The organism is Paenibacillus sp. E222, assembly GCF_013401555.1.
Taxonomy (GTDB): Bacteria; Bacillota; Bacilli; order Paenibacillales; family Paenibacillaceae; genus Paenibacillus.
Map to the genome: position 1 here is coordinate 5548447 of NZ_CP058552.1, position 25674 is coordinate 5574120.

23 protein-coding genes and 1 other annotated feature are annotated in these 25674 nt (G+C 46.6%); of the genes, 3 read left to right on the forward strand and 20 right to left on the reverse strand.

All coding sequences use genetic code 11. The annotated features are described in order from the left end of the window. Positions 1 to 139: 139 nt before the first annotated feature. The 4 genes from HW560_RS24565 to HW560_RS24580 form a co-directional block, all read right to left on the reverse strand. Positions 140 to 2524 (reverse strand): polyprenyl synthetase family protein, encoded by a 2385-nt coding sequence (locus HW560_RS24565; protein ID WP_179264995.1) that lies wholly within the window; start codon positions 2522 to 2524, stop codon positions 140 to 142. Between the two features lie 189 nt (positions 2525 to 2713). Next, entirely contained in the window at positions 2714 to 3511 is a 798-nt protein-coding gene (locus tag HW560_RS24570; protein ID WP_179264996.1) for a sulfite exporter TauE/SafE family protein, read from the reverse strand. A gap of 732 nt (positions 3512 to 4243) precedes the next feature. Further along, positions 4244 to 4999: an SDR family NAD(P)-dependent oxidoreductase gene (locus tag HW560_RS24575; RefSeq protein ID WP_179264997.1), complete on the reverse strand. Its 756-nt coding sequence runs from the start codon at positions 4997 to 4999 to the stop codon at positions 4244 to 4246. 606 nt (positions 5000 to 5605) lie between these two features. After that, positions 5606 to 6121, reverse strand: a complete 516-nt coding sequence (locus HW560_RS24580; RefSeq protein WP_090897190.1) for a DUF6376 family protein — start codon at positions 6119 to 6121, stop codon at positions 5606 to 5608. A 102-nt stretch (positions 6122 to 6223) separates the two neighbouring features. On the opposite strand from HW560_RS24580, the gene HW560_RS24585 reads away from it, so the two are divergent. After that, positions 6224 to 7192 carry a bile acid:sodium symporter family protein gene (locus HW560_RS24585; protein ID WP_090897187.1) on the forward strand — a complete coding sequence of 323 codons (969 nt, stop codon included), beginning with the start codon at positions 6224 to 6226 and terminating at the stop codon, positions 7190 to 7192. Positions 7193 to 7281: 89 nt separating this feature from the next. On the opposite strand, the gene HW560_RS24590 is transcribed toward HW560_RS24585, so the two are convergent. The 11 genes from HW560_RS24590 to HW560_RS24640 all read right to left on the reverse strand — a co-directional run bounded on the left by HW560_RS24590 (position 7282) and on the right by HW560_RS24640 (position 19327). Further along, complete coding sequence (locus tag HW560_RS24590) at positions 7282 to 7542, reverse strand: hypothetical protein (RefSeq protein WP_256222030.1); 261 nt, start codon at positions 7540 to 7542, stop codon at positions 7282 to 7284. A 394-nt stretch (positions 7543 to 7936) separates the two neighbouring features. After that, on the reverse strand, positions 7937 to 8953 hold the full coding sequence (locus HW560_RS24595; RefSeq protein ID WP_179264998.1) for a sugar kinase: 1017 nt from the start codon (positions 8951 to 8953) through the stop codon (positions 7937 to 7939). Continuing rightward, positions 8946 to 9698, reverse strand: coding sequence for a 2-dehydro-3-deoxy-phosphogluconate aldolase (locus tag HW560_RS24600; protein WP_090897182.1), 753 nt, complete (start codon positions 9696 to 9698; stop codon positions 8946 to 8948). The genes HW560_RS24595 and HW560_RS24600 overlap by 8 nt, the downstream gene beginning before the upstream one ends. Further along, positions 9691 to 10803 (reverse strand): DgaE family pyridoxal phosphate-dependent ammonia lyase, encoded by a 1113-nt coding sequence (locus tag HW560_RS24605; protein ID WP_179264999.1) that lies wholly within the window; start codon positions 10801 to 10803, stop codon positions 9691 to 9693. Before HW560_RS24605 ends, HW560_RS24600 begins: the two co-directional genes overlap by 8 nt. Continuing rightward, positions 10781 to 11881, reverse strand: a complete 1101-nt coding sequence (locus HW560_RS24610; RefSeq protein WP_179265000.1) for an amidohydrolase/deacetylase family metallohydrolase — start codon at positions 11879 to 11881, stop codon at positions 10781 to 10783. The genes HW560_RS24605 and HW560_RS24610 overlap by 23 nt, the downstream gene beginning before the upstream one ends. 186 nt (positions 11882 to 12067) lie before the next feature. Next, on the reverse strand, positions 12068 to 13153 hold the full coding sequence (gene asd / locus HW560_RS24615) for an aspartate-semialdehyde dehydrogenase (RefSeq protein WP_063563527.1): 1086 nt from the start codon (positions 13151 to 13153) through the stop codon (positions 12068 to 12070). 117 nt (positions 13154 to 13270) lie between these two features. Then, positions 13271 to 13552: a binding site (T-box leader), on the reverse strand. A 191-nt stretch (positions 13553 to 13743) separates the two neighbouring features. Further along, positions 13744 to 14589 (reverse strand): class I SAM-dependent methyltransferase, encoded by an 846-nt coding sequence (locus tag HW560_RS24620; RefSeq protein WP_179265001.1) that lies wholly within the window; start codon positions 14587 to 14589, stop codon positions 13744 to 13746. Between the two features lie 146 nt (positions 14590 to 14735). Next, a complete protein-coding gene (gene galU / locus HW560_RS24625) occupies positions 14736 to 15608 on the reverse strand; it encodes a UTP--glucose-1-phosphate uridylyltransferase GalU (protein WP_179265002.1) in 873 nt (290 codons plus the stop codon). A 1-nt stretch (position 15609) separates the two neighbouring features. Next, positions 15610 to 16047, reverse strand: a complete 438-nt coding sequence (locus tag HW560_RS24630; RefSeq protein ID WP_090897167.1) for a GtrA family protein — start codon at positions 16045 to 16047, stop codon at positions 15610 to 15612. Beyond that, entirely contained in the window at positions 16040 to 17026 is a 987-nt protein-coding gene (locus HW560_RS24635; RefSeq protein WP_179265003.1) for a glycosyltransferase family 2 protein, read from the reverse strand. The genes HW560_RS24630 and HW560_RS24635 overlap by 8 nt, the downstream gene beginning before the upstream one ends. 33 nt (positions 17027 to 17059) lie before the next feature. Beyond that, positions 17060 to 19327, reverse strand: coding sequence for a glycosyltransferase family 39 protein (locus HW560_RS24640; protein WP_179265004.1), 2268 nt, complete (start codon positions 19325 to 19327; stop codon positions 17060 to 17062). Between the two features lie 203 nt (positions 19328 to 19530). Between HW560_RS24640 and HW560_RS24645 the strand changes: the two genes are divergently transcribed. Then, positions 19531 to 20214: a response regulator transcription factor gene (locus HW560_RS24645; protein ID WP_090897159.1), complete on the forward strand. Its 684-nt coding sequence runs from the start codon at positions 19531 to 19533 to the stop codon at positions 20212 to 20214. Next, on the forward strand, positions 20214 to 21740 hold the full coding sequence (locus HW560_RS24650; RefSeq protein WP_179265005.1) for a sensor histidine kinase: 1527 nt from the start codon (positions 20214 to 20216) through the stop codon (positions 21738 to 21740). The genes HW560_RS24645 and HW560_RS24650 overlap by 1 nt, the downstream gene beginning before the upstream one ends. A gap of 148 nt (positions 21741 to 21888) precedes the next feature. Here HW560_RS24650 and HW560_RS24655 read toward each other — a convergent pair whose 3' ends face one another. The 5 genes from HW560_RS24655 to HW560_RS24675 form a co-directional block, all read right to left on the reverse strand. Continuing rightward, on the reverse strand, positions 21889 to 22479 hold the full coding sequence (locus tag HW560_RS24655; protein ID WP_111618948.1) for an HAD family hydrolase: 591 nt from the start codon (positions 22477 to 22479) through the stop codon (positions 21889 to 21891). Positions 22480 to 22521: 42 nt separating this feature from the next. Then, entirely contained in the window at positions 22522 to 23097 is a 576-nt protein-coding gene (locus HW560_RS24660) for a GNAT family N-acetyltransferase (RefSeq protein WP_179265006.1), read from the reverse strand. A 40-nt stretch (positions 23098 to 23137) separates the two neighbouring features. Then, positions 23138 to 24604: a S8 family serine peptidase gene (locus HW560_RS24665; protein WP_179265007.1), complete on the reverse strand. Its 1467-nt coding sequence runs from the start codon at positions 24602 to 24604 to the stop codon at positions 23138 to 23140. A 65-nt stretch (positions 24605 to 24669) separates the two neighbouring features. After that, entirely contained in the window at positions 24670 to 25020 is a 351-nt protein-coding gene (locus HW560_RS24670) for a VOC family protein (RefSeq protein WP_090897142.1), read from the reverse strand. After that, positions 25017 to 25592 (reverse strand): GNAT family N-acetyltransferase, encoded by a 576-nt coding sequence (locus HW560_RS24675; protein ID WP_090897140.1) that lies wholly within the window; start codon positions 25590 to 25592, stop codon positions 25017 to 25019. Before HW560_RS24675 ends, HW560_RS24670 begins: the two co-directional genes overlap by 4 nt. Positions 25593 to 25674 lie beyond the last annotated feature (82 nt).

The window sequence follows — 25674 nt, forward strand, 5'->3', positions numbered from 1 at the left end:
GAAACATCTCATTTTCTAAACGTTTGTGTCATTAAAGCAAAATAAGACCTGGATTCTATTCACATGGAATCCAGGCACCTTTGTTTTATTTCATATAAACCAGCCGAAGATGGGAATGAGATTTAGTCAAAAAAAGAATTTACCGCTCCCGTCCAATGATGTAATCCAACAGATGCCTCAGAAAAGAGATCGGCTTCGGCATTTCGTTCAGCGCATCGGTTGCAAGACAATAGTGCTCCCACATCTCTTTCTTCGCGCCATCTTCACCCAAAATGGATACAAAGGTTGAGCTATTGTTCCGTACATCCTGACCTGCCGGCTTTCCGAGTACCCGATGATCCCCTTCCAGGTCCAGCAGGTCATCCTTAATTTGAAAGGCGATACCCGCATGATACGCAAACTTCTTTAAGGATGCAATCTCCGCTTCCTTCACTTGAGCCAGAATGGCTGGCATCACAAGTGCAGCCTCGAAAGCAATACCTGTTTTGTAGAAACAGATCATGTTCAATTGTTCAAGGGACAGCGTTTTTCCTTTAGCATTCAGATCCATCGCCTGTCCCATGCACATATCCTCTGCTTTTTCAGCGGAATATTGAATCAGGGTAAGCACGGTTGAGGCATCAAACTGATTGAGGGAAGATTGCTCGCCAATGGCCTTTTGGATGAGAAATAAACCTGTCAATTCCGCTGTTGCGCTGTTGTGCACCTGATGTAAGGTAGAGCGCCCCCGCCGGGTCGAAGCATTATCCTGGGTCGGCAGGTCATCAAAGATCAGTGAAGCGGTATGCATGTATTCCAGTGATCTCAGAAGAGGAATGATAGATGATTCATGCAGACCATATTCACGCACACCCATCACCCAGGTCAGAATCGGCCTTAGCCGTTTTCCATCTCCTTGAAGACTGTAATTCGCAGCATCAATAAGCGTGCCTTTCATCTCTGGAAGACCACCCGGCTTGGATATCTGTAATTCAATATTGATCTGTTCACGAACCGTGCGAATCGTATCCAGAAAATCCTGTTTTTCGCGCTTGTCATTCTGCAATTGGAGGATGACCTGATCCCGCAGCAATTTATCTAGGAAATCCACATCATCGGCTTTTCGCACCATTTGTTGAATGAGGCGATTGAATTCCGGTTGTCCGGAGGCAAAGATGTTCATCACTTCGTTGTATTGTTCCTGACCCAACCGCTCTTTACAACGCTTAAGTCCATTAATAGCACGATCCAGTATGACCTCACGAGTCTTCGCATCGGAATGATACACCTCATGAATCAGATAAGAGATAACCGCCCAGTATAGCTCATACGGATTAATTAAATCGGGCCGCAGGTCACGATACTTCAGATAGTAGGTATACGGAGTCACGGCTCCTTCCTCCATATCGTCAAACATATCCGCGAAATCGTCTGCGAGCTGATTATATATGCCATAGTAGAACGTCCGCAGATCAAACCCTTCATCCGCCGATGCACTAAGCACAGAACGAACAATGAGTCTGGAGGATGAGGATTTAATAATAATCGGGATATAAAGTTCTTCATTGGAATAATTCGCGTTGGACAATTTCTTGGCACGGTCTATTTCCTGAGACTGAAAGAATACATAGGATTGCTCGAAGAACGTACGCTGCGTCTCAGGGCGCTGGTAGTTCTTGATATACTCGAACGCATCACGCAGCTCGCCATGAACATATTGAATGACTTGGAGATTGGCTCCCTTCCATTCGCCGATATCCGGTACGATCCCGGTGAGAAGCGCATTCCGAATCAAGAGAGAATACTGCTGCTTCTCTTGCGCAGTCAACGCCTGCGAATCCAGCAGGTCATCAATAAATGGATAGGTCAGTCCGTAAGAATAACCAAGCCGAATTGCAGCATCCAGCCTCTCGGAACGCTCTGCCTGGGGAGTCTCATCATTCATATCATCGTTCACATGCAGAACAACGCCAAGAATGATCTTGAGAAGCTTGCGCTGCGCCTGTTCTGCATCCAGTTCTTTGGGGATATTGGATGCGACATTTTTTAATTTGCTGATGACCCAGATAACGGCTGTTTCCACGTTCTCCTTCTGAGCCCAGCGATACAAGGCAGCCAGACTGATATAGTCCTGGTTTCCCTTGCGTTGGGTTGTATTTGAACGCATAAAGTACGCTTTGGTATCCTGAGCAACTCGCTGAATGCGTGCTTGGGTGTCCGGCGAATCCAGTGCTTTGCCCAGATCCCGCATATAGATGTAAGAAATACTGCGATCCAGGTAATCATCCAGTTTGCCTGCAGCATTAAGCCAATGGATATATCTATGAGCATCCCGGGAATCCGGTTTTCTTCGACTTGTTGATAAAAAAGATAACCAGGAAAACGGTTGAATATGTTTCTTTTGCCACAACTGAATATCTTGCGTAAGGGCAGTTATATACGTGTTATTCAGAAGTTGTTCATGAAGAGAAGTAAAATACTGAGCGGCCTTCTGCTCAGCCAGCCGATATCCTGCATCAGCCTGATCTGTAAGTACGTTATTCATAGGATGGTTACCTCAACTTCTCATAATGTTAAACATGTATCCATGAAAGGAGTTTGAGGGTGCTCCATGGACGAAAACTGATGTGAATTCATGCAACAACAAATTCCCCAGCTCATGTTCATAACCTTTATACGGCATTCCATCCGTTTGGTTACGAAATCGTCATGGTCGCTTTTATCCTATGCGGTTTTACAAAATGGAAGACCATACCTTCACTGCTGTAATGGCGATAAGAACTATCAGTCCGTACCGAAGCAGTCTCACATTAATCATTGAACTCACTTTGGAACCGAGAGAAGCTCCAAGCAGACTCCCGATCACCGTATAAATGATGGGCTCCAGCGGAATGTCTCCACCCAGAATCTTGCCCACCACCCCACCAATGGCGGAGATGAACACTATCGCAAGTGAAGAAGCAATGGTCGTCCGGGTAGGGATCTTAAGCACGGTGAGCATGATTGGAATCAATATAAAAGCACCACCCGCACCGACAATTCCCGAGACGATCCCCACGGCAAGAGCCGATCCTGCCGCAACATATGTGTTGAATGTCAGCTGTCCAGCCGAGCCTTCTGTTCCCTTACCAGGGATCAGCATGAGCACAATCGCGATAATGGCCAGAATGCCATAGATCAGATTGATGACTTCTCCATTCAGATGACCTGATATGAATCCGCCGATCAGACTCCCAACCAAAATACTGGAGCCCATGTAAGCCACCAGACCTTTATGAATGAGAACTTCACTCTTTTTCCCGTTCCCTGTTCTTCTAATGTAGGCAATCACACCAGCGAGTGAGGCAAAAAACACCTGAAACATGCTGATCGACGACACCTCATGTGCGGTGAACGGTTCCAGCCCCATGAGAGAAGGTACATACAACAACAACGGGTAATTAATTATGGCTCCACCAATACCCAGCAAACCGGAGAAGAAGGAACCGACCAGACCCAGTATAAACATGATGACAAAAAGCAGAGTATCCATCGGTTTTTCTTCCTTTCTTGCGGTGTGAAACATGATGCAAAAAACAGTATACGCAGTTAAAATAATCAGCTATAATAAAAACCAAGTAAATTAATCCGAAATGAGTGATTAAGCATGTTTAACGTGTTGAAGACTCTTTTTGAAAATAAATGCCCGCTATGCAACGAAAAATTACAATGTCACAGTGATGCGTTATGCGCAACAAAAACATGCTCACACTGTCACTACAAAGAAGAGAGTTATGGCTCTCTCGGTGTGCGTATTGTCTATAACACCACAAAATGATAAAAGACGCATGTCCACTTATTGTATCATGATCTCTGAACAACCGGGATGACTATATAAAATTATTTTCATAATGAATACTCTTCGTATATGGAATACAAAAAGGGGATGTCCCATAAGTCATGAATATGACAGGGGGCATCCCTTGTTCGTGTTATTTTGTTTGAATGAACCTGAGACACGCTATTCGCTTCCATTGGCCCAGATCTGAGAACTAACGAATCACAGAGACGTTATTTCGTCGATTTGGTCCATTTTTCAGGTTTTGGCAAAGTGTTATGACGAAGTAGCGTTACTGAGGTTCGTTAAATCTTGCCAGCGTTGATGATCCGCCTTTTAAGGTGCGGTAGGTTCGTTAGCGCTTGAGGCGAGGAAGAATTCCTTTTGAGATAGCCTCTTATCCTTTTATTTTTCGGAGACGGACTGGATTACCTTACAGCTCAAATCTTATTTTGTTTTGAAGCTGAGGAATCCATCATCTACCGCAATCGTTGTACCATTCACTGCACTGGCAGCGTCACTGAACAGGAAGGTTACAACACTCGCAACTTTCTCCGGTTGAATGAGCTCTCCCCGCATATGTTGCGTGGCAAGTGCATCCTTCATCGCTCTGTCATCACCCAGAATCGGTGTCTCGATGAAGCCTGGCGCTACACCAACCACACGAATGCCATGTTCGGCAAGTTCCAAGGCACCGGATTTGGACATCATTACAACAGCCGCCTTGGCTGCATTGTAGTTAAAGCTTCCCACAGCGGCAATACTTCCGTAGATCGATGCTGTATTGACGATGGTGCCTTGTACATTCAGTTCAACCATTTTTTTGGCGCCATAATACATGCCGTAATACACACTGTGCTGGTCAACATCGATTACTCTGTGATAGGATTCCGGGTCCATCTCCAGAAATGGCTTCACAAGTCCAATGCCCGCGTTGTTGAAAATACCGCTCAATGTTCCGTATTTCTCTACGGTCCAGTCGATCAGGGCCTTGATCTCGTCTCCTTTGGACACGTCTACTTTGTATGCTCCGGCTGTGCCACCACTAGCTTCAATCTCAGATGCAAGCTTTTTGGCACCCTCTTCGTTATAGTCTGCTATGACAATCGTTGCACCCAGATCCGAAAGCTGAAGCGCTGTTTCTTTACCAATCCCACTCGCTCCGCCGGTGATAATGATTACTTTTCCATTTTGTTCAGACATAACGCAGGTCTCCTTTGATAAGAACATATTTTGTACACTAAAGTAAGCAACTATATTTTCCTCTGTTCTTTAATCATATTAAAAGTATCACCGCTTCTTCAAACTATGGGAAATGATTTCTCTATTATGAGAAAAATGTCATATCCAGCACACAAATCCATTACATAGTCTTGCTAGTGTGAAGTTAAATATTCATCCGATTCGGAAGCAGAATCGAATTTTTCCTTACTCATAAAAAACGCAGCCAACAGAGTAATAATAGCTGGAAAATGACCCCAATGACCGCCGTAAAGTCATCATTGTGCCTTTGTACGAAAACAAGGAAGAGGGTCAGCAGCACATACCTCACCCTTCACGCAGCTATGGTTAATCTGGCTTCCACATATACAGAGGAAGAGCTGGAACTTATTAAAGGGTTTCTGAGTAAAGCAGGAAACGTCCTGGATGAACAGATAGAAGATTTAAGCTCCAAAATCCGTGGCAAATCAACATCTTAATATTAGAAAAATAAAAAGGACGAAATCCGCAAGTGATCAAAATCACTCCGTTATATCGTCCTTTTTGGGCATGAAGCCCCTTTGCTCTAAGCCTAACATGGTTTAACTCTTAATTGGATTGGTTCCCCAGCCCACTTAACGGATCTTTTAAACCATTAATATTGGTAATCAATTCGGGAATCCCTGTCTTTTCCCAGTTTTCAGCCGTAAAACCCTGCTCTGCAAGCGTGTTCTCAAATTGACCCACAACTTCGGTTAATTGATTGTTGTAACTGACCAGATTTTCATGAATGCTTTCCCCGATCGCTGGTGCTGTCAGCTGAGAGAATTCGCTGGCTTCCGCCTGAATCTGATCTATTTTCTCCTGTACCTGGTTTGTTATTTCCGGGTTACTCACCGCTCCTGATGCGAGTTCTTGCAGATCGGCTCCGGCGTTCGATACTTGCTCTATATAATCAGTAGCCCCACTAACGTAATTCAAACTTTGATTCGCTTGTTCTATAACAGAACAGGCAGATAACACAAGAATACTTGACGTAATAAGGCCTGCCATCATCAATGTGTGCTTTCTTTTCCGTTTGATTATGACCATCTCCCCTTCTTCAACTTGAAGTGTTTCTTCCAAATTTATGATAACTGCTCCGTATGCTACATTGCAAATGGGTCTGCACTCAGCGTTATTAACATGTATAATAAAGGAATCATACGGTAAAGGGATGTCATGAATATGCTTCAGGCCTTAAATGTACGCTTGAACCGCATCATGCCACTGATTACTCCAATCAGTATTATTATTGGCGTTCTTTGCGGGAGTCTTCTTTCTTCTTATACCTTTTTGTCGCCATGGCTTTTTGCGTTCATGACGTTTGCCGGAAGCATCAGTCTCGGGATACGGGATTTTGTGAACGTGATGAAGAAGCCTTTTCCGCTATTTGTTTGTCTGTTTATTTTGCATCTGGCGATGCCTCTCATTGCTCTGGGCATGGGTCATCTCGTTTTCCCAACGGATGCCTACACGATAACTGGGCTTGTGCTGGCTGCCCTTATTCCGACAGGTGTGAGCAGCTTTATCTGGGTTAGCATCTATCGGGGCAATATCGCGCTGACGCTGTCGATTATCCTGATTGACACTATACTTGCTCCTTTCGTCGTACCTGGCGTGTTATCTTTGCTGATCGGCACTAGCGTATCGCTGGATATAGCAGCCATGATGAGCAGTCTGTTCTGGATGATCGTTGTTCCCTCTTTGCTTGGGATGCTTTTGAATGAATGGACCAAAGGGGCCATTGTCCCCGTCTGGGGGCCCAGACTGAATCCGTTCTCCAAATTGTTCATGGCAGCGGTTGTTGCGATTAATGGCTCTGTTGTTGCTCCTTATTTGTCTGACTTTAACTGGCAGCTTGCTGGTCTGGCAGCGATCATTATTTTTCTGGCCTCATTCGGCTATGCTCTGAGTTACTTCATTGCCCGATTACTCGGTTGGAATGAAGCCGATCAGGTCGCGCTTGTGTTCAACGGAGGCATGCGCAATATTAGTTCAGGAGCGGTGCTTGCCGTATCGTATTTCCCTCCACCAGTAGCCGTCCCGGTTGTGCTCGGCATGGTATTTCAACAGATGTTGGCCTCGCTTGCAGGATACCTGCTTGGCCGCCGCTCGCAGACGCTTCACAATGCTGATAAGACGTCTGCAGCCTAGTACAAAATAAGCAAAGCAAAAACGCCGACCATATGGTCGGCGTTTTTTTGGGGTATCACTATACACTATTTGCTAATTCTTCTTGAAAACTAATAATTCGAATCGTAGAACGTTGCTGAAACACCCAGAACAACGAGAAGTATCCATATTACAATTCCAATCGCTGCCCACAGCAATGCTGCTTTGGCATAATTGGCTTTGGAAGGGTTAGAATCTCCAAATGCCCATACAAACAACATAATAATGTTTACAAGCGGAATCGCCATAAGGAACAATGTGAGCATCCAACTACCGAAACTTACTGGCTGTGGTCCTGGCTTATGTACTCTTTGACTAGCAACTTCTGACATAATGTTTCTTCCTCCTTTCTTCTTCATTTCAATTGCTACCTGCTAAGACAATCTACTTCTACTTTATAAAAGAAAAGTTTGCCGTTAATAAAAATACCGGAAATCTCATGAATTTACAATGTAATATTTACCATATCAGTTTTAACATCAAATTTTTATTACATATCCTCCATCTCCAATACACAAAGGACCTGCAATGAGTGACACTTTGAAGTAAAGTGCCTATCCTACAGATCCCCGTACACTCTATTTCCATTTTCCTCACACTAATTCACAAGGTATCACAACGATTTCAGAAAGCCCACAATTCTGGAGGATCGTACCGAGACCATGTTAATAAAGAAGAAGATCAGCATCTATCGCTCATACGTTCCAGGCATTCTCCACTAAAATATTACCTTGTTACATCACGCACGGTGCTGTTCCTCGCCTGTAGGATGTCTCCAGCGGAAGCCATCGGTGTATCACCTGCTACGGTATGCGCCAGCATTCCGGCTGTTGCAGCAAAAGAGATGGTCTCCTCTGGCATCCAAGCCTCCAGTTCACCATACATAATACCGCTTGCAAACGCATCGCCCGCGCCGATCCGGTCATAAACGGAAAAGGTCAACGGCTCGGAATAGGCGAACGCCCCTTCCTTGAACAGATAACCCTGTAGGCAGTGTCGGTTATCGCTGTATATGGTACGATGCGTTCCGGCAAGGGTACGCACGCCATACCGTTCAGCAACCACGGGAATGAGCTCATTCAGCTGCTCTTCCCTCTGTACTTTATCCGTATTCAGCCCCAGAATATGAAGAGCATCCCGCTCATTCATCAGGACAATATCTGACAAATGCAACATTTCCTCATAGTGCGGCTTCGCAGTGACATAACCCTGATCCCCCCATAGAGCGGGACGATAATTACAATCAAAAACAACTGTGCCGCCTTGTTCTTTGACCGCCTGTGCCAATTTTTTCATCGCCAGTCTCACCGAATCATTCATCGCCAGCGTGATTCCGCAGAAATGAATAGCATCCATGCCCGATGCAATTGTCGCAAAGGGATACGTGCCTTCTGAGGCAATATTAAAGCTGCTCTCCATCCGGTTAGAGTAGGTCACCCGCCCAGGTCTGGCCCCATAACCATTCTCCAGAAAATACATCCCGATATACTGCCCTCCGCGAAGCACATACTCGGTGCTCAGGCCCAGTCCGCGCAAATAGGATTCGGCGGCATCACCCAGCGGATTGACTGGAAGCCTCGACACCAGCAGGCCTGAGTATCCGTAACGTGTCATCGCCGATACTACATTGACCCCACTGCCCGAAAAGGAGTATTTCAGCAGATTACTCTGAATCAACAGATCATGTCCCGGAACTTCAAGTCGCATCATGACTTCGCCAAAAGCCCCTACGCGTTTAACCATACTTCTTCGCCAGCATCTTCATTGATGCATATAACGACTGCACATCACGTACAAGGGTCAGACCCTCCTGATCAATAATGGAGGAATACACATGTGGAATAACCTGCGGAACCCCCGCCTCCAGTGCAATTTCGAGAATGGCTTCAAAATTATCCATATCTATGCCACCGGTAGGCTCTAGCGCAAAGTCTGCTTCAGCACACGCTTTCGCTACTGCTCGCAGCTCCTCTTCCCTTTTCAGACCCTGCATCGGGAAATACTTCAACGCATTGCCACCCATATCCCGCACCAATGCGATGGCAGCGTGCACAGGCACGACGGCAAGCTCGGATTGGGCAGCGCTCACTGGCCCCGTCGAAATATTGACAAAGCCCGGCTGACCTGTCGGGGAGACGAGACTGTTAATCCAGCTGTCCCGGTCTCCGAGATTTGCCCGTGTCGCACCGACTGCCGGAAATACCTGATTGATATGACTGCCCGGAAAATGTTTGACGATTTCGGCGACGACAGCAGCCTGCCGATTGTCTCCGGCACCCAGTCCAATTGAAACGGCATTGTCAATTTCACGGCCATAGGCTTCCATCGCCTCGACTGCTTCTGACACAGTAGCGTAATCCTTGGAAAGAACACCGACGAGAACATGGCCCTCAGCCGCATCAAAAACCTCTTTTGCATTCGTAATGTCCTTGGCAAGCACATTCAAAGCCACCCGATTGTTATAAAATCGTTTTGCGATCTCAGACATGTCCTTCTCCTCCTGTCAGCTGTCGAATTCGATCTTCAATGACACGCATGTCATCCCCCATCAACGGGCGTGGATCAATATCGAAATACCCCTGCCTTACGCCATAATCACGTGTATAAATGGCGATAGGTCCGCCCCTCAGCTCCTCATTGAGCTGTTTGGCACTGATCCCCGCCTTCGCCTCGTCGACCTGAATGCGCCCTCTGTAAATCGCTCGGCCCGCTTCGTCCTGAACGATCGATACCTGAATCCCGGCTATCTGATTGAGTGACATTAGCGCCTGCAAGGAATCCTTTTCCTGCTCACTATGGTCCGCTTTGACTGCATATTCATCCAAAGCCTGAAGCAAGCCAAACGTAGTTTCTTTACCAACCTTCATACTGCGCCCGATCCCGTGAAGCTGAACCTTCAACCATTCGATATAGGTTCGTTTACCTGCCACAATACCGGAAGTTGGGCCTTCAATGGCCTTGGATCCGCTGTAAATGGCTAGATCCGAATACTTCACATATTTGTGCAGGTCCTCTTCCGCAGCCGCATCGACTATGAGGGGTACCTCGCACTTCTGGGCAACCTGCCAGGCTTCCTCTACGGAAATCATGTTTTTCTGTACCGCATGATGGGATTTGACGTACAGGATGGCAGCCGTTTTGTCGGAAACCGCATCCGCGATATGCTCAGCCCGACCTTCGTTGGCATATCCGGCTTCGATCAGCTTTCCACCACCAAGGTAAACCATCGTCTCCACAGGAGCTCCGTATTGTACATTGTGGCCTTTCAGCATAACAATTTCATTATTCGTGATTACTCCCTGATGCAGCTTCAAACTTGCGTGGCGTTTACCCTTTGTTACCATGGCAGCTACGGAGAGCGCGATGCCGCTTGAGGCGGAATTGACAACAACGGCCGCTTCGGCACCGATTAGACGGGACACATAATCCCCTGATTTGTCTACAAGGTCTGCGATTTCCACATAAGTCTGCCCACCTTGCTTCATGGCGTCCATGACTGTGTCCGTCGGTGCCGATACGCCGAGAATACTCATCCGGCCGCTGGCGTTGATAACACGTTTCAGTCCATATTTAACATTTAATGAATTGCTCACCCACAATCACTCCTTTTACTTCAATTTGACGGCTGGCTATCTTGCTTACGCCCTCGGAGTCCACAAGCGTTACAGGCTTGTCCACTACTTGAAAAAGAGTCAAATTGGCTTCATCACCTGCCTGAATCCTCCCCAGCTGCGGTCTGCGCAGCCACTCGGCTGCCCGTACGGTCACTCGATCTATCGTCTCGCTCAACGAGTAACCAAGTGCCAGAAACTTGCTTAACAGATTAGCCATGCTGTAGACCGGGCCGTTCAGGCGATTGCCCCTGTAAATATCCGTACTGATTGTGTCCGGGTCAATCCCATGCTGCTTGGCAGCTTCTGCAACCTGAAATGAAAAACTCGCTGTCCCATGTCCTACATCCAAATGCACCCCACGCTTGATGGCATCCTGCAATACTTCCAGCGGCGCGCCGCTATCATCGAACAAATTATTGCTTTTTCCATTCAAATAGTGAGTGACTACATCACCATCCTGTAAGATCGGCATCACCTCACGAATATCCGGTGGGGCTGATCCAATGTGAACCATAAGCGGCAGGCCTGTTTCCTGTGAAAACTCTCTTGCCAAATACAGCGGCTGCAGGCCGTTTTTGCCGACCACACTTCCACTGATTCTCGCTTTTAATCCCACGATGAACTCAGGATATGCCCGGGCAGCCTCTAGCACCTTGTCCCGATCAATCCAGTCCAGATTCGACAATTCGTCAGTACGCAGTAAGCCGAGTCGAGATATGTTCAAAAAGGCAAACAGCCGGGTAGCCGCCTTATGAGCGCTTATCGCCAGATCGCCAATTCGATCAGCCCCGCAGCTGCCTGCGTCCACAATTGTAGTAACGCCCTGCTTTACACCGATTTCATCCATATCGTCCCCATAAGGATCAAGCTCTGGAAAAGCATGTACATGCATGTCGATCCATCCGCTGGATACGTATGCTCCAGGCGACTCCCACATCCGATCTCCCGTTGCCGTTCCGCCAGGAGCGATCTTCACAATCCTGCCTTCATGGATAACCACATCCACCTCTTCACCGCTTGTAAGACGGACTCGACGCAATACCAGCTGACCGTCCATCACAATCCCCTTCCTGTTCTGGAATATTGGATTCACCTGTTCCTGCTTCATATGTATTGATATGAGAATACCCCTCTGTTCAACAAAAATAAATTCATCTTTCCAGATGCTCATACTCTTGTCTACTAAAAGGGGTAGCCTGTCAGTCATATTCTATTACTTCTATTCCTATTTCCACAATCCTGTTTATTTCGGCTGAATATATCCTTCAGCTTTGAGCAATTCAGCGATCAGTACAGCACCGCCTGCTGCTCCGCGCAGCGTGTTGTGAGACAGTCCTACAAACTTGTAATCATACAGGGAGTCTTCGCGCAGTCTGCCCGTAGAAACACCCATACCGCGCTCGATGTCACGATCCAGCTTCGTTTGGGGTCTGTTCTCTTCTTCGAAATACGTAATGAACTGTTTCGGTGCGCTTGGCAGACCCAGTTCTTGCGGACGACCTTTGAATTGCAGCCAACGGTCCAGAATTTCTTCTTTGGATGGTTTTTTCTCAAAGGATACAAAAACTGTCGCCAGGTGACCATCTGTTACCGGAACACGAATACATTGTGTTGTAATTAATGGGGACGACGCTTTTACAATCTCATTATTTTGAATGCTTCCCCAGATGCGAAGCGGCTCCTGTTCACTTTTCTCTTCCTCGCCACCGATGTATGGAATCACGTTATCCAGCATTTCCGGCCAGTCGGTAAAGTTTTTACCTGCGCCAGAGATCGCTTGGTATGTGGAAGCCACCACTTGAGTTGGATTGAACTCGCGCAACGCGTGGAGTGCAGGCACATAGCTCTGAATCGAGCAGTTTGGTTTAACTGCGATGAATCCGGTTTTGGTTCCGAGACGTTTGCGTTGAGCTTCAATCACGTCCAGATGTCCCGGGTTAATTTCTGGAATGACCATGGGTACATCCGCTGTCCAGCGATGAGCCGAGTTGTTGGAAACAACCGGAGTTCCCGTTTTGGCATAAGCCTCTTCGAGCGCTTGAATTTCATTCTTTTTCATATCTACAGCACAGAATATAAAATCAACCTGGCTCGCAAAAGCTTCCACTTGGGAAGCATCCTGCACAACGATGTTTTTCACGGCTTCCGGAATCGCAGCAGCGAGCTTCCATCTGCCTTGTACGGATTCTTCGTATGTTTTGCCTGCCGAGTTGGCACTTGCTGAAATAGCCGTTACTTCAAACCATGGGTGTTCATTGAGCAGATCCACAAAACGCTGACCTACCATCCCCGTTCCTCCGACGATACCGACTTTCAATTTTGCTGACATAAAATCATCATTTCCTTTCGGTGTGAGTTTCCTCTAATTAAACACTATTCAGGCATTTCCAAAGCGTGTAGCCAACATCCCGGAAAAACCAAAAAATCCCATCCCCAAGACAAAAGTCTCAGGGACGAGATTGTTACACTCGTGGTACCACCCAGATTCGCCAATATGTCGCCATACCAGCCTCTTCGAGTTAAGGATAACCGCACGCACTCCATCATGCCGCATCCGCATATACTCTCGCTCTGTAACAGGAGCTCCTGTCACACCATCCCTCGATCATGAAAGTTCCGATGTGCTGCTCTGAGTCTTTATTCAACAAAAAATTCTTTACCCCTTTTCAGCTGCCGGAGCTCTCTGTGAAAGAAACCTTTTATCTACTCATCTCTTCATCGCATTTGATATTGCGATTATAATATCAAAATTACCATCGTGAAGTAAACACATTTTTTTAGATCATGGAATTTATGCGTTTTCAGCGGAACTGAACAATTCAATTATCGCAACAAAAATTGCAGCTAAACGCGGTCTGTCTTCTGTGTAAGTACGTCGATAGACGTTTTTCTTATAAATTGCTGCAAATGGCTATTTCTTTACTGCTTTTTGGCAACCATCGCATACGTTCCCAGTGGACTCCCAGGCCCCGTCGCATGATGTGTCCTAAGTAATTTAAGTTCAGAAAGAAGGAGTGTTTTTACCTTGTCCGGGATCGGAAGCATTTGCAGTTCCACAGGCGCTTCTGCCAGTGTCATTTCGGTTTCCCAACGACCGTCCTGCAGCTCGGAAGAATGGATCGAAATCTCTTCCTTAATTGTCCAGCCCGCCGCAGAGACAAGCTCTTGGATATCCTCCGGTGTAAAAAGCGTACGCACATTGGAGAAGCTGTTCTCCTTGTAACACTCGACCTGGGACTGAATCAGAACGGATAACCAATGCGAGAGCTGGCTCACATCTGTAACTCGTGCATCCCATTCAGCGAAGCATAACTGATGTCCCCACGTCCTAACCTTGCTAAGAATCTGCGCGAGTTCATCAAATGATTTCAAATACCATGAACAATGGGAAAGTACGATCACATCAAACTCATTCTCGGCAAATTGAGCCTGATCACTTAGGATGTCAAACTCATAATCCATTCGAATTCGGTCACCCAGCGGAGATTTCAGCAGCTTGGCTGCTGCTTCCCCTACGGTCAGTGGTGCACCATAATCCTCTGGTGCAATATCTACACCATGAACGTACCCATGCTCCCCCACCAGATGTGCAAGCACGGCCGTTGTATCTCCCTGACCACAACCGATTTCCAGAACGCGGCTGCCTTCCTTGATTCCCCAAAAGAGTCCCAGTTTCAACCGATGCTCGGTCTGAATGTATTGAATGGCGGCGTTATCCTCCACGTCCATATAGTGAATAAGATCCCTGATGATAGTCTCACTCATGATTCCTCACTCCTCAAAGAGCAACTTGAACTTCCTGCCATTGTAGCGTGACAGGCATCATTGTACAAGGCTGGAGTCTATGACAGGACCATAGCACGGAGGAGCCCCACCTACAGCAGATCTAAACCTCTGCTACATATCAATCCCTATGCCCATTGGGTAGTAAGCTTCTGAAGATATGGTGTCAGCATGGGCTGTAGTTCCTTACGCATCAGTCCAATCTCCAGGATGGCCTGAATATATCCGAACTGATCACCAATATCGTAGCGGCGTCCTTCCAGCTCAAGGGCCAGTAATTCCTCCACCTGGCTTACTTCTTTCAACGCATCCGTTAGCTGATATTCCCCTCCAGCACCTCTCTCAATTCGATCGAGAATAGGAAAGATGGAAGGTTTCAGAATGTAACGTCCCATCACAGCTGTTCGGGAGGGCGCTTCTGCAATGGAAGGTTTCTCTACCAGATTGGTGATCCGGTGAACCCGTTCCTCTGCCCCTTGTGAATCGATAATCCCGTATTTACTCACGTCAGCAGGTTGCACCTGCCGCACGCCAACAATCTGGCTGCCTGTCTTTTCATATAAATGAATCATCTGTGCGAGCGCCGGTGGATCTGACACCATAATATCATCACCAAGCAGTACGGCAAATGGATCATCTCCCACAAACTGACGAGCACATCCAATCGCATGGCCTAATCCAAGCGGCTCTTTTTGACGGATAAAATGAATACTCGCCATTTCGCTGATCGCTTGCACTTCTTCCAATAGCGCTTGCTTGCCTTTGGCGTACAGGGAATGCTCCAATTCAACCGATTTGTCAAAATGATCTTCGATTGATTTTTTATTGCGTCCGGTTACGATGATAATATTTTCAATGCCCGATTGTACCGCTTCTTCCACAATGTATTGGATGGCCGGTTTGTCCACTATCGGCAGCATTTCTTTGGGTTGTGCCTTGGTTGCAGGCAAGAATCGGGTGCCAAGCCCCGCTGCCGGAATGACTGCTTTTTTAATTCTCATATTATGAAATACTCCTTTCATTAGCATCAGATGAAGGGTCAGATCCTTGAACAGGCTCAGCCCGGAACACCCAATACCGACTGGCGATATAGTTTATAACCATGCCCGAGAGAGTCGCCAGTATTTTACTCATGACAACGCTCCAACCTAATGTGCTATTGCAGATGTACAGAATCAGAGAGGATAACGCCAGAACAACTAGATTGGTAATTACAAAACGTATGATTTCGTTTTTTTTGCCCTGTCTTCCCGCATTCTGAAAGGTCCATCTGCCGTTCCACCAGTAACTGTTCACGACCCCACAGCTATACGAGATCACCTGGGCAATTAGAGCATGTGCGCCTGCGGCAGCGAGCAGCGTGAATACCATCGCATCCACTGCCGTATTCAGGACACCCACAATTCCGAACTTAAATATAGTGACCAACCGATTAGTCATGATGAGCAACTCTGCCCGTTAACCGTGACTGACTCGACTGACTTTCCACCTGATACACATCTCTTATGATATAGAGCGGACGCGCCTTCGTTTCATCATAGATTCGGCCAACATACTCGCCAAGAATGCCCAGCATGACCAATGTGAAGCCGTTAAAAATCAGCATGATGCTGACCATTGAAGGCCATCCTTTGATCGTTGAATCGGTAAATATCGCTGAAGCGATGACACTTAGCATATAGATGAAGCCTCCGATGGATAAAACAGCTCCCACGTAACCTGCAAGCTTGAGCGGTTTGTGTGAGAATGAGGTGATGCCGTCCAGACTCAGCTTCAGCATGCGTTTTAGCGGGTATTTGGTCTCCCCTGCCAAGCGTTCATCCCGTTCATACTCAATGGCCGTCTGACGGAATCCCACCCAACTGACCAGACCGCGGACAAATCGATTTTTTTCAGGAAGACGTTTCATCTCATCACATACCTTGCGATCAATCAAACGGAAATCCCCCGTGTCCACTGGAATATCCGTATCCGTCGACGCACGCAGTACACGATAGAAAAGGCTTGCCGACCATTTCTTGAAGCGGGTCTCCCCGCTTCGTCTGGTCCGACGGGCATAGACAACCTCATAGCCCTCTTTCCACATGGCGATCATGTCCAATATCAGCTCGGGAGGGTCCTGAAGATCCGCATCAATAATGACGACTGCATCGCCTGCTGCATAATCCATCCCTGCCGTAATTGCGATCTGGTGACCGAAGTTGCGTGCAAAATCAATCAGCTTCACACTCTCGTCCCAACGGGCGTAGTCACGGATCATCTGTGCACTTTGGTCCACGCTGCCGTCGTTGACAAAGAGAAGCTCGTAGCTCTCTCCCGTGCTGCCCATGACTTTTTTCAAACGACGATAGGTTTCCTCAATCACCGCTTCTTCGTTATACATTGGAATGATAATGCTATAACGGCACTTTTGAGCCATGTTCGTTCCCTCCCTTGTACCATTTGATCACGCTTATAATTTCACTTCATATAAAGTGGTTTGACCACCGAAACCGAAACCGGAACCCGAACCGCTATCCGTACCTGTCTTCCACTCTGACGTTGGAATTTCGGTACCATGCTCCTTGATCCAGTCACCGATATCCGAACTGCCACCTCGGCCGCCCATGCCACCTACCATGAAGTATTTCACCTGTCCACTCTTCACGAGTTGTTCCAGTTTTTCCGGGGTATACACCGGATCTGAGCCGGAGAATCCGCCAAGCGTAATGACTGCTTCATTCTCATCGATGATATATGGGGCTGCCTGGTTATAGTCCGTTGTTGCAAAGAGATAGGTTTCACCTGTGTTATGCTCTCTCAGATAATTCAGTGTTGTGATGTCCACTTCTTCGTTGCGGTTTCCCGCTCCACCTCGACCACCTGTCGTCGGCAAGCCTCCTCCGCCATTCATGTTTCCGCCTGAATTCGGAGGTGTTCCCATGCCCGCATTGTTCGGGTCAGCTTCATCGGACGATGGAAAAGCCTGATCGGTGTTGGTGTCATTTGATGTATTCGGCTGAGCCATACCCATACCGCCACCATTGCGATCACCTTGTCTATCTCCCATCGCCATGCCCATTCCGCCGAACATCCCATTGGAACCTGTCGGTCCAGCCGCCGGAATCATGCTGTTGCCTCCATACGTGATAGGGGTAAAGGCCCAATAGGTCGGACCGATCAGCATGACCATGAAGCCTGCGATAATCAAACCCTGTTTCCATGGATGTGAACGATTAAGCATCACAATCAGGATAACCGTAATCAGAATGCCTGCAATTAATTCAGCTATAGACCAAGCTGCCCCGATAGTTTCGTTATACACCTGCATGATATACCAGCCGAAGATGGTCGTAAGCAGTACGGATATCGGAAGCAGCCAGGCTTGCCAGCCATGGCGTTCACGGTACGCCGTCCACATGGCTGCAAATCCTGCTCCGGTTAATGCCGCTACTGGAGGGGCGAGCATAATCAGATAATATTGATGGAAGAAACCAGCCACACTGAAGAAAGCAGCTACCGGAAGCAGCCAGGCCAGCCAGAACAAAGCTTCCTTATGCTTCTCGGTTATATTTCTCCGTTTTAACCCTGCAAATATGGCGATGCAGCCAAGCAATACCATCGGCAAAAGCCAACTGGCCTGACCGGACAGTTCGGTCTGGAATAACCGCAAAGGACCTTTCTCCCCGGTGCCAAACATGCCGCCCATGCCACCACCGCCGCCATTACCACCACCGAAATTTCTTCCATTAGGCATCTCGCCACCGTTAGGCATCTGACCACCCGGGAAAGTCATTCCATTCATGCCACCCATTTCACCATTTCCCGGTGCATTGCCTGTTGGAGCCGAGCCGCTGGCCGAATGATCAGATGCTGAGGTCTGGGAAGCTGCGTTGCCACGGGCCTTGCCTTCATCGGAGGCGTTTGGCATGCCAGCATTCGCTGATCTGTTCTGTTGCCCTGTGAGACGGGATAAGCCGTTATATCCAAAAGCCAACTCCAGCACTGAATTGGTTTCACTGCTGCCGATATAAGGCCGTTCATCTGTAGGTATTGAATCCACGGTGACTGCCCAGGATAAGGAAACGACTGCCAGCACCGCCGTACTTCCGATCAGCAGAATGATTTTTCTTCTCCACTTTGCATTGAATGCAAGCAGATAGAACAAGTAGAAAGCCGGAAGAATCATATAGGCTTGCAGCATTTTCATATTAAATGCAAGCCCAATAAGTGCAAAGGCAACCAGGATACGCCACGTACTGCCTTGTTTGCTTCCCTTGAACAAAAACCATGAACCCAGCAGCAATGTGAATACCAGCATGCTGTCAATATTGTTGGTGCGGCTGACTGCTGCCACAACAGGAACAGTCGCCATTGCAAGTGCCGAGATTCGCGCTGCGGCAAGACCAAATGTAGGCTTGACCATGAAATATATCAGCAGCACCGAACCGATCCCCGCTAACGCTTGCGGTAAAATAACACTCCATCCATGCAATCCAAAAACGTAAGCAAAAGCGGTTTGAATCCAGAAGACAACCGGTGGTTTGTCTACGGTTACCGAACCAGCCGAGTCAAGCGATGCATAGAAAAAGTTATGGAAATTCCTCAGCATGCTCCCGACGGCGGTCGTATAATAGGAATTGGCATATTGGTCGTTCCAGATGCCATACCCGTTCAGAAATGCCGCCAGTAAAACAATCGGCAGAAGGACAAGGTCAATCCTTCGTTTGGCGTTATTCAATCTCAATCACTCCTTCAAATTCTTCATGTCTACTATTGTGACAGGCCAAAATAAAACTGGGATGAGTGCCCGCTGAATGTTGCCTGAGGATAACTTGCAAACTTTTCAGCTAATTTTCAGTTTGGCGAGCGATAATACAGCATATAGACCTCTAGAATTGAGGGTATGTAATTGATGGATTTAACGGGAGGGAACGCCTGCTTATGAAGCTAAGTACTGGCATTAAAATACTATTGGCCGATGATGAACCACATATTTTGCAATTTCTGGAGCTAGGACTAAGCAACGAAGGATTTGACGTACGTACGGCCCCGGATGGAGCCGCTGCGCTTGAATTGGCACTCGACTTTCGTCCACATATGGCCATTCTGGATGTCATGATGCCCGAGATGGATGGGTTTGAGGTTGTTGAGCGTCTGCGCAAGAGCGGGGCTCACGTCGGGGTGATCATGCTGACAGCCAAAGATGAAGTCGAAAATCGGGTAAAAGGCCTATGGCTTGGTGCTGACGATTATATGATTAAGCCTTTTGCGTTCGATGAACTGCTTGCACGGATTCAGGCAAGGCTGCGTAATCAGTTTCCTTTATTAATAGGGGCTGTGACTCATGGCCCATTCCGAATTGATGATCAACGCAAAGAGATTACCTATCACGATCAGATTCTGGAGTTATCTCCAACCGAATATGAACTATTAAAATTCATCGTGCTCAATCATGGTATTGTCCTGAGTAAAGCGACCATTCTGAACCGCGTGTGGGGATATGATTTTGGTGGAGAAGAGAATATTGTGGAGGTGTACGTCCGCTCCTTGCGTGACAAACTGGGGGATAAAGAACATAAGCTCATTCGTACACTTCGAGGTGTCGGATACAGGGTGGATCTCTGATGGTCTCTCTATTAAAGAAAGATAAACATCTTTGGACATGGCTGCATCAATGGATATCGCCACGTTCGCTCCGCTCTCAATTACTTGCACGCTCCCTGTTCATTCTGGCTGCTCTGCTATTGTTAATTGGCATTCTTCAATTCTGGATTATGGAAAGCTTTCTGTATCGCAACCAGGCGAAAACCATGGAAGAGCAGCTCATGTCCATGCCTCCTGTGTGGCTCGGATCGTCTTCACGAAGTGGTGCGACAAACAATCCTTTTGGCGGGCAATCCGGATCAGATCCAAGAGGATCAGGCAATCGTTTCTTATACATTCCTGATCGTTCACTGGCTTTATTTGATAATCAAAGTGGCTTCGAGGATATTTTTGGTGAAGACGGTCTGACAGCTCCTCGCTTGACGTCAGTTGAATATCAGAACATTACAGATCGGATCAACGATAAACAGCATGTTCCGTACCGGATTGTAACGGATAATCAAGGCAATGAGCAGCTAATCGTCTTCTCTTCGCCTGGACCGCGTAATCGCGGCTTACCCATGGTGCAGATGGGCACGGCTACGAAACCGCTAAAAGATCTGATTGTGAAACAGCTTCTGATCTTCTTGATGTTATCCCTGCTGGCTATGATGGCCGGACTCGTTCTATACGCCAAAGCACTTCGCCGGACGTTAATTCCATTGTCCAGTATGGTAGATACGGTGCAACGAATCGATGCAGGCAGCCTGGCTGAACGTCTTCCTTCTGTCCAGGGACAACAGGAAGTGGATCAGCTGGCGCTTTCATTTAACGGCATGCTTGAGAGGCTGGAAGACTCGTTTGAAGCAGAACGGGAGTCAAAAGAACAGATGCAGCGTTTTCTGTCCGATGCTTCCCATGAACTACGTACCCCTCTTACCTCCATTCACGGATTTATTGAGGTGCTCCAGCGTGGCGCAGCCTCCAACAGCGAGCAATTATATAGCGCACTGAACAGCATGTATGGTGAATCGGTGCGGATTAACAAACTTGTAGAAGATCTGCTGATGCTGACCAAGCTGGATCAGGCGCCTCACCAGGAGCAGGAAGTCATCCAACTTGACAGTCTGCTGCTCGAAATGCAGCCACAGTTGATCATGATGGCTCAGGAAAGACAGGTTCATCTCGACCTGACCGCTGAAGTTCATGTAATGGCCGATGCTCACAAATTAAAACAGGTTGTACTCAATCTGTTCCACAATGCAGTGCAGCACACCGATTCAGATCGGGGAACCATCAGTATTTCGTTGTATGCCGCTCAGCATAAAGCCGAGTTAACCGTCAAAGATAACGGCTCTGGGATTGAACCGGAACATCTCCCTCATATCTTTGAACGCTTCTATCGCACAAGCTCTTCCCGTTCCAGAAAACAAGGAGGCGCGGGTCTAGGGCTTGCCATTACCCGTTCGATTGTGGAATCGTATGGCGGGAAAATAACAGTGCGCAGCCAATTAGGAGCAGGAACGGAATTTACGATTTTGCTGCCTTTGGTCAAGATCGAAGCCTAGCTAAACGAGGCTTGTAAGACGACGCTTTCGGTTTTATTGCGGCACTTATCGCATGCTAAATAACCTTTTCATTTCTGCGGAGAAATGAAAAGGTTATTTGTTTGTTATTGGATTGGTGGAATGGTGAACAGTGCCTTTGTATCAAGGGTTATCGTGGGTATGCGAGCCATTCGTCAATTTCAGCAATCCATTGATGCTGTTCATCAGCAAGTAATGTTTCCCATCCCAGCTCAGCAGCAGGCTTCAAATTTTTAGCCTGATCATCCACGTATATAATACGTACATCCCTGTCTAGATGAGATTGTACAAGTTCATATATCTCTATATTGGGCTTGCAATATCCGACCTGATTGGAAATGGTTATGCTCTTGCAATACGGCTGGATCAACGGCAAAATAGCTTGAATCCATTCATGACAATGATTGCTCAAGAGATGAAGTTCTGCCAGCTCGCTCCATCGTTCAAGACAATGCATGGCAGGTAGCAACTCTGTTGTTTGATCAAGCAATTCATAGGCATACATCTTATCCATCTTGGGATATTGGGTTTGCATCCAGATCCAGAACTGCTCCTCCGTCAACCTTCCTGTCCACAAATCCTTACGTATAGCACTCAATTGCTCGATTAAAACAGGAAAAGGCGTACCTGCATACCTAGCAAGCTCCTGCCAGAATGAAGAGGAAAGATTGGTGATCAGAACACCGGCCAGATCTAAAACAAGTTGGGGTTTGGAATCCATGGGATCACTCCTGTGCAGTCATCTTGATTCATTACTGTAGGGTTATCGTGGGTGCTTCAACAGTTGGTAATGGTTGTACGGTTCATTCTCGATTTCAATCCTATTCAGATATTCAAACTTGCATTTCTGTATTACCTTGCTGGATGCCTGATTCGTTAATAAAGCGATGGCATTCAATACTTCAACGTTTGTATTTTCAAATAAATACTGCGTTATTCCTTGTACTGCCTGCGTTGTAAAACCACGGTTCCGGAAGTGTTTCGAAATGCCGTACATAATCTCCCGATTGGGCGCTGGCAGTTCATCCTTGATCCCCGAGCAGCACCATCCGATGAACTCATCATTTTCTTTGAGCACAATAGCCAACCGTAAACAGAGGTTTCCGATGTCTCCTCCGGCCAAAACAGCTTGTTTAAAATTCTGATTCTCAGGGATTTCGTACTGAGTGAGCCAAAGGGCTCTCTCTTCAACTGTCGCATTCCAACCCGGCAAAAATTCGTAAACCTCCGGTTGCCAGGTGATTTCCTGCAATTTCTGCAAATCCTCAGGTCGATACTCACGCAAATAAATATCTTTGCAATCAATGATTAATTCATCACTTTGTATAATTTGTTTCATATATGCCTCTTTTCATTGCTTTTATTGGTTTATTGAGAACCTAATTTTCTTTACAATATAAGGCCGTGTACCATTGCCATAAGGGCAATGCGTTGGCTGTTATGGAGTCAGGATCTTGCGTTTTTTCAAGTTGGGGGAAATACTCTGGGTATTGAGCCATATATTCGCTGACACACCATCGAACTGACCAATTGATATCTGTCGCCCAGTTCATCCAATTATGTATTTCCTCCTTTGGAGCATTTTGCAATAACCCATGCATATACCACCCCCTTACGCCACCTTCTTTTTCATGCAATAAGCACTCCCAATAAAACTGCCGCTCTTGTTCGTTCATTGGTTCACGGAGGGTTGATACCGCAATTTTACGAACAATAGGGGACGAATCCTCAGTGAAATCCCATAACTCTTCTCGTGATAATACATTACTCCGAACTAGCATAGTTAACGCAAGCGCTCTTTCAATCTCATCCACCGAATGAATACCCATAAAGGGGTTTTCAATACTTGTAATTAGTAAAGTATTTGGTATGTACATTGGCCCATCAGCAGTTTTCAGATAACGTATCGTATTAGCAACATTAATTCTCGGAGCAGGGTTATCGTAACTCTCAAATGTGTCACCATGCTCAACCAAGGCGCGCCTCAACATATCGGAACTTAGTTCCGGAAATTGAGAGAACAAATGGGCGGCAACACCAGCGACAAGCGCAGCAGCTCCAGATGTTCCTCCATAATAAGATACACTGCGATCACGTTCTTCCATTTTATAAGAAGGAATTGTAAGATGTAGTCTGGGTGCCAAAATATCGGGTCTGAAGTGACCGTCTCCATTTCTGCCATAAGGTTCATCCGGGAAAGAAACATGTGATGAACGATCAGCCTTTCCACGATCAACGTAGCCACCAACCGCTAAATACTGTATTGGCGGCATAACGTTATTTAAACGTGTATTTCCATTCGAGCAAATAACCAGAATCCCCTGTTGAACGGCTGAATCCAGTGCTTTTACTGTCGAGTTTTCTCTCGTATTCTGAAGATGAACTTCATTATCTAATGCCTGCCAACCCGTGCTTAGAATAATTTTTATATTCCAGTCGATTCCATGTTCAAGGATCCAGTCGATTCCTTTTTTCAGACGTTCTCCTTCTCCTGCTGTAAATGCTCCATGATCAAGAACGATAAATGTGGCCGCTGGTGCAATTCCGATATGTGTCATTCCCTCTAATCGGATTGGCTCATGGGCCAAAGCCAGCACACTCATAAGACCATGCTCACCTTTAAGGTGATCTTCCTCCCCGTTATTAGTTGAAATGTCCTTCATGGTGACGGTCAGATTTTCATGTACGGTAACACATTTAATTCGAGTATTTAAGTGATTTATGAGATGATGTGGCTTGATTGAATCAATAATTACGATCCCTACTCCCTGACCTGAAGTATGAACATCAGGCTGTTCAGAAAAACCTAACCTTTTCCATGTTGGATCGGGTATTGCTCTATCCACACGATCACCTCAGATTTGGATATTATTAAAACAATTTCACCTCTTGCACATTGTCAGTATCCTAACTAACATTTGCATACCATCAACCAATTCCCGTCTGGATCTTGAAAATTAAACCATTGTTCATGTTCTATTGGTGTTCTTATATTTACATTTTTGGAGTGCATAAACGCATAGGCTTCCTCAATGTTGAGTGTATCAAAATGAAATGCCGGGGTTTTAAATGTATGATCCTCTGAATAAATTTTGCTATCTAGCACAATACGTGTTCCATTCATCGGAATAATGTACAGATGACCAAATAAAATCTCCCCGTCAACAGGCAATCCTAATATATCGCAATACCACTCACGTGCCTTTTCAATATCACGAACAGGAATAAACACCGTACTGATCTGATTTAAAATAGGGCTCACGCCAGTCCCCCCTTATCAATAAACTCGTCTTTGGTTAATCCGAACAGGATCATATCCTGGTATTTTCCATCGGTATAAATCACCTGACGACGCACGCCCTCCTGTACACATCCAAGCTTTCTCATCATGGCTGCGGAAGGTTCATTGCCTTCGAGAACAGAATCATTGAATTTATTAAGCCTACGCTCGAAAAAGGCATATTTGAGCAAAATTCGAATGGCTCTCGTCCCGTATCCTTTTCCGCGATGATCCCTGTCAATTTGAATTCCAATGCTAAAGGTACCATTCCGCTCATCGATGCTGTTCAGGTTCAGGCCCCCGACATTCTCACCATCCATATTTTCAATCGTGAACATGATCCGTCCCCTGTCTAGAGAAAAATCGGAGAAGGCTTCCGTAAATTTCTTCGCCTCAGCATTCGTAGGTGGCAGTTCTACCTCACATTCCAGTAAACGACGAGCGGGTGAATCAAACCGGTTATAATAATGATCCTCCCAATCTTCCTCACGCAAAGCACGTAATCGAACCTTATCATCCTGCCAAAAATAATCGCTATAGTTAATCTCTCTCATTCTGATATCCCTCGCTTGGCCATGAATTGTTATCAATTTAATATGAGCTACGCCTATGATAACCCATATTGTGGAATTTGAG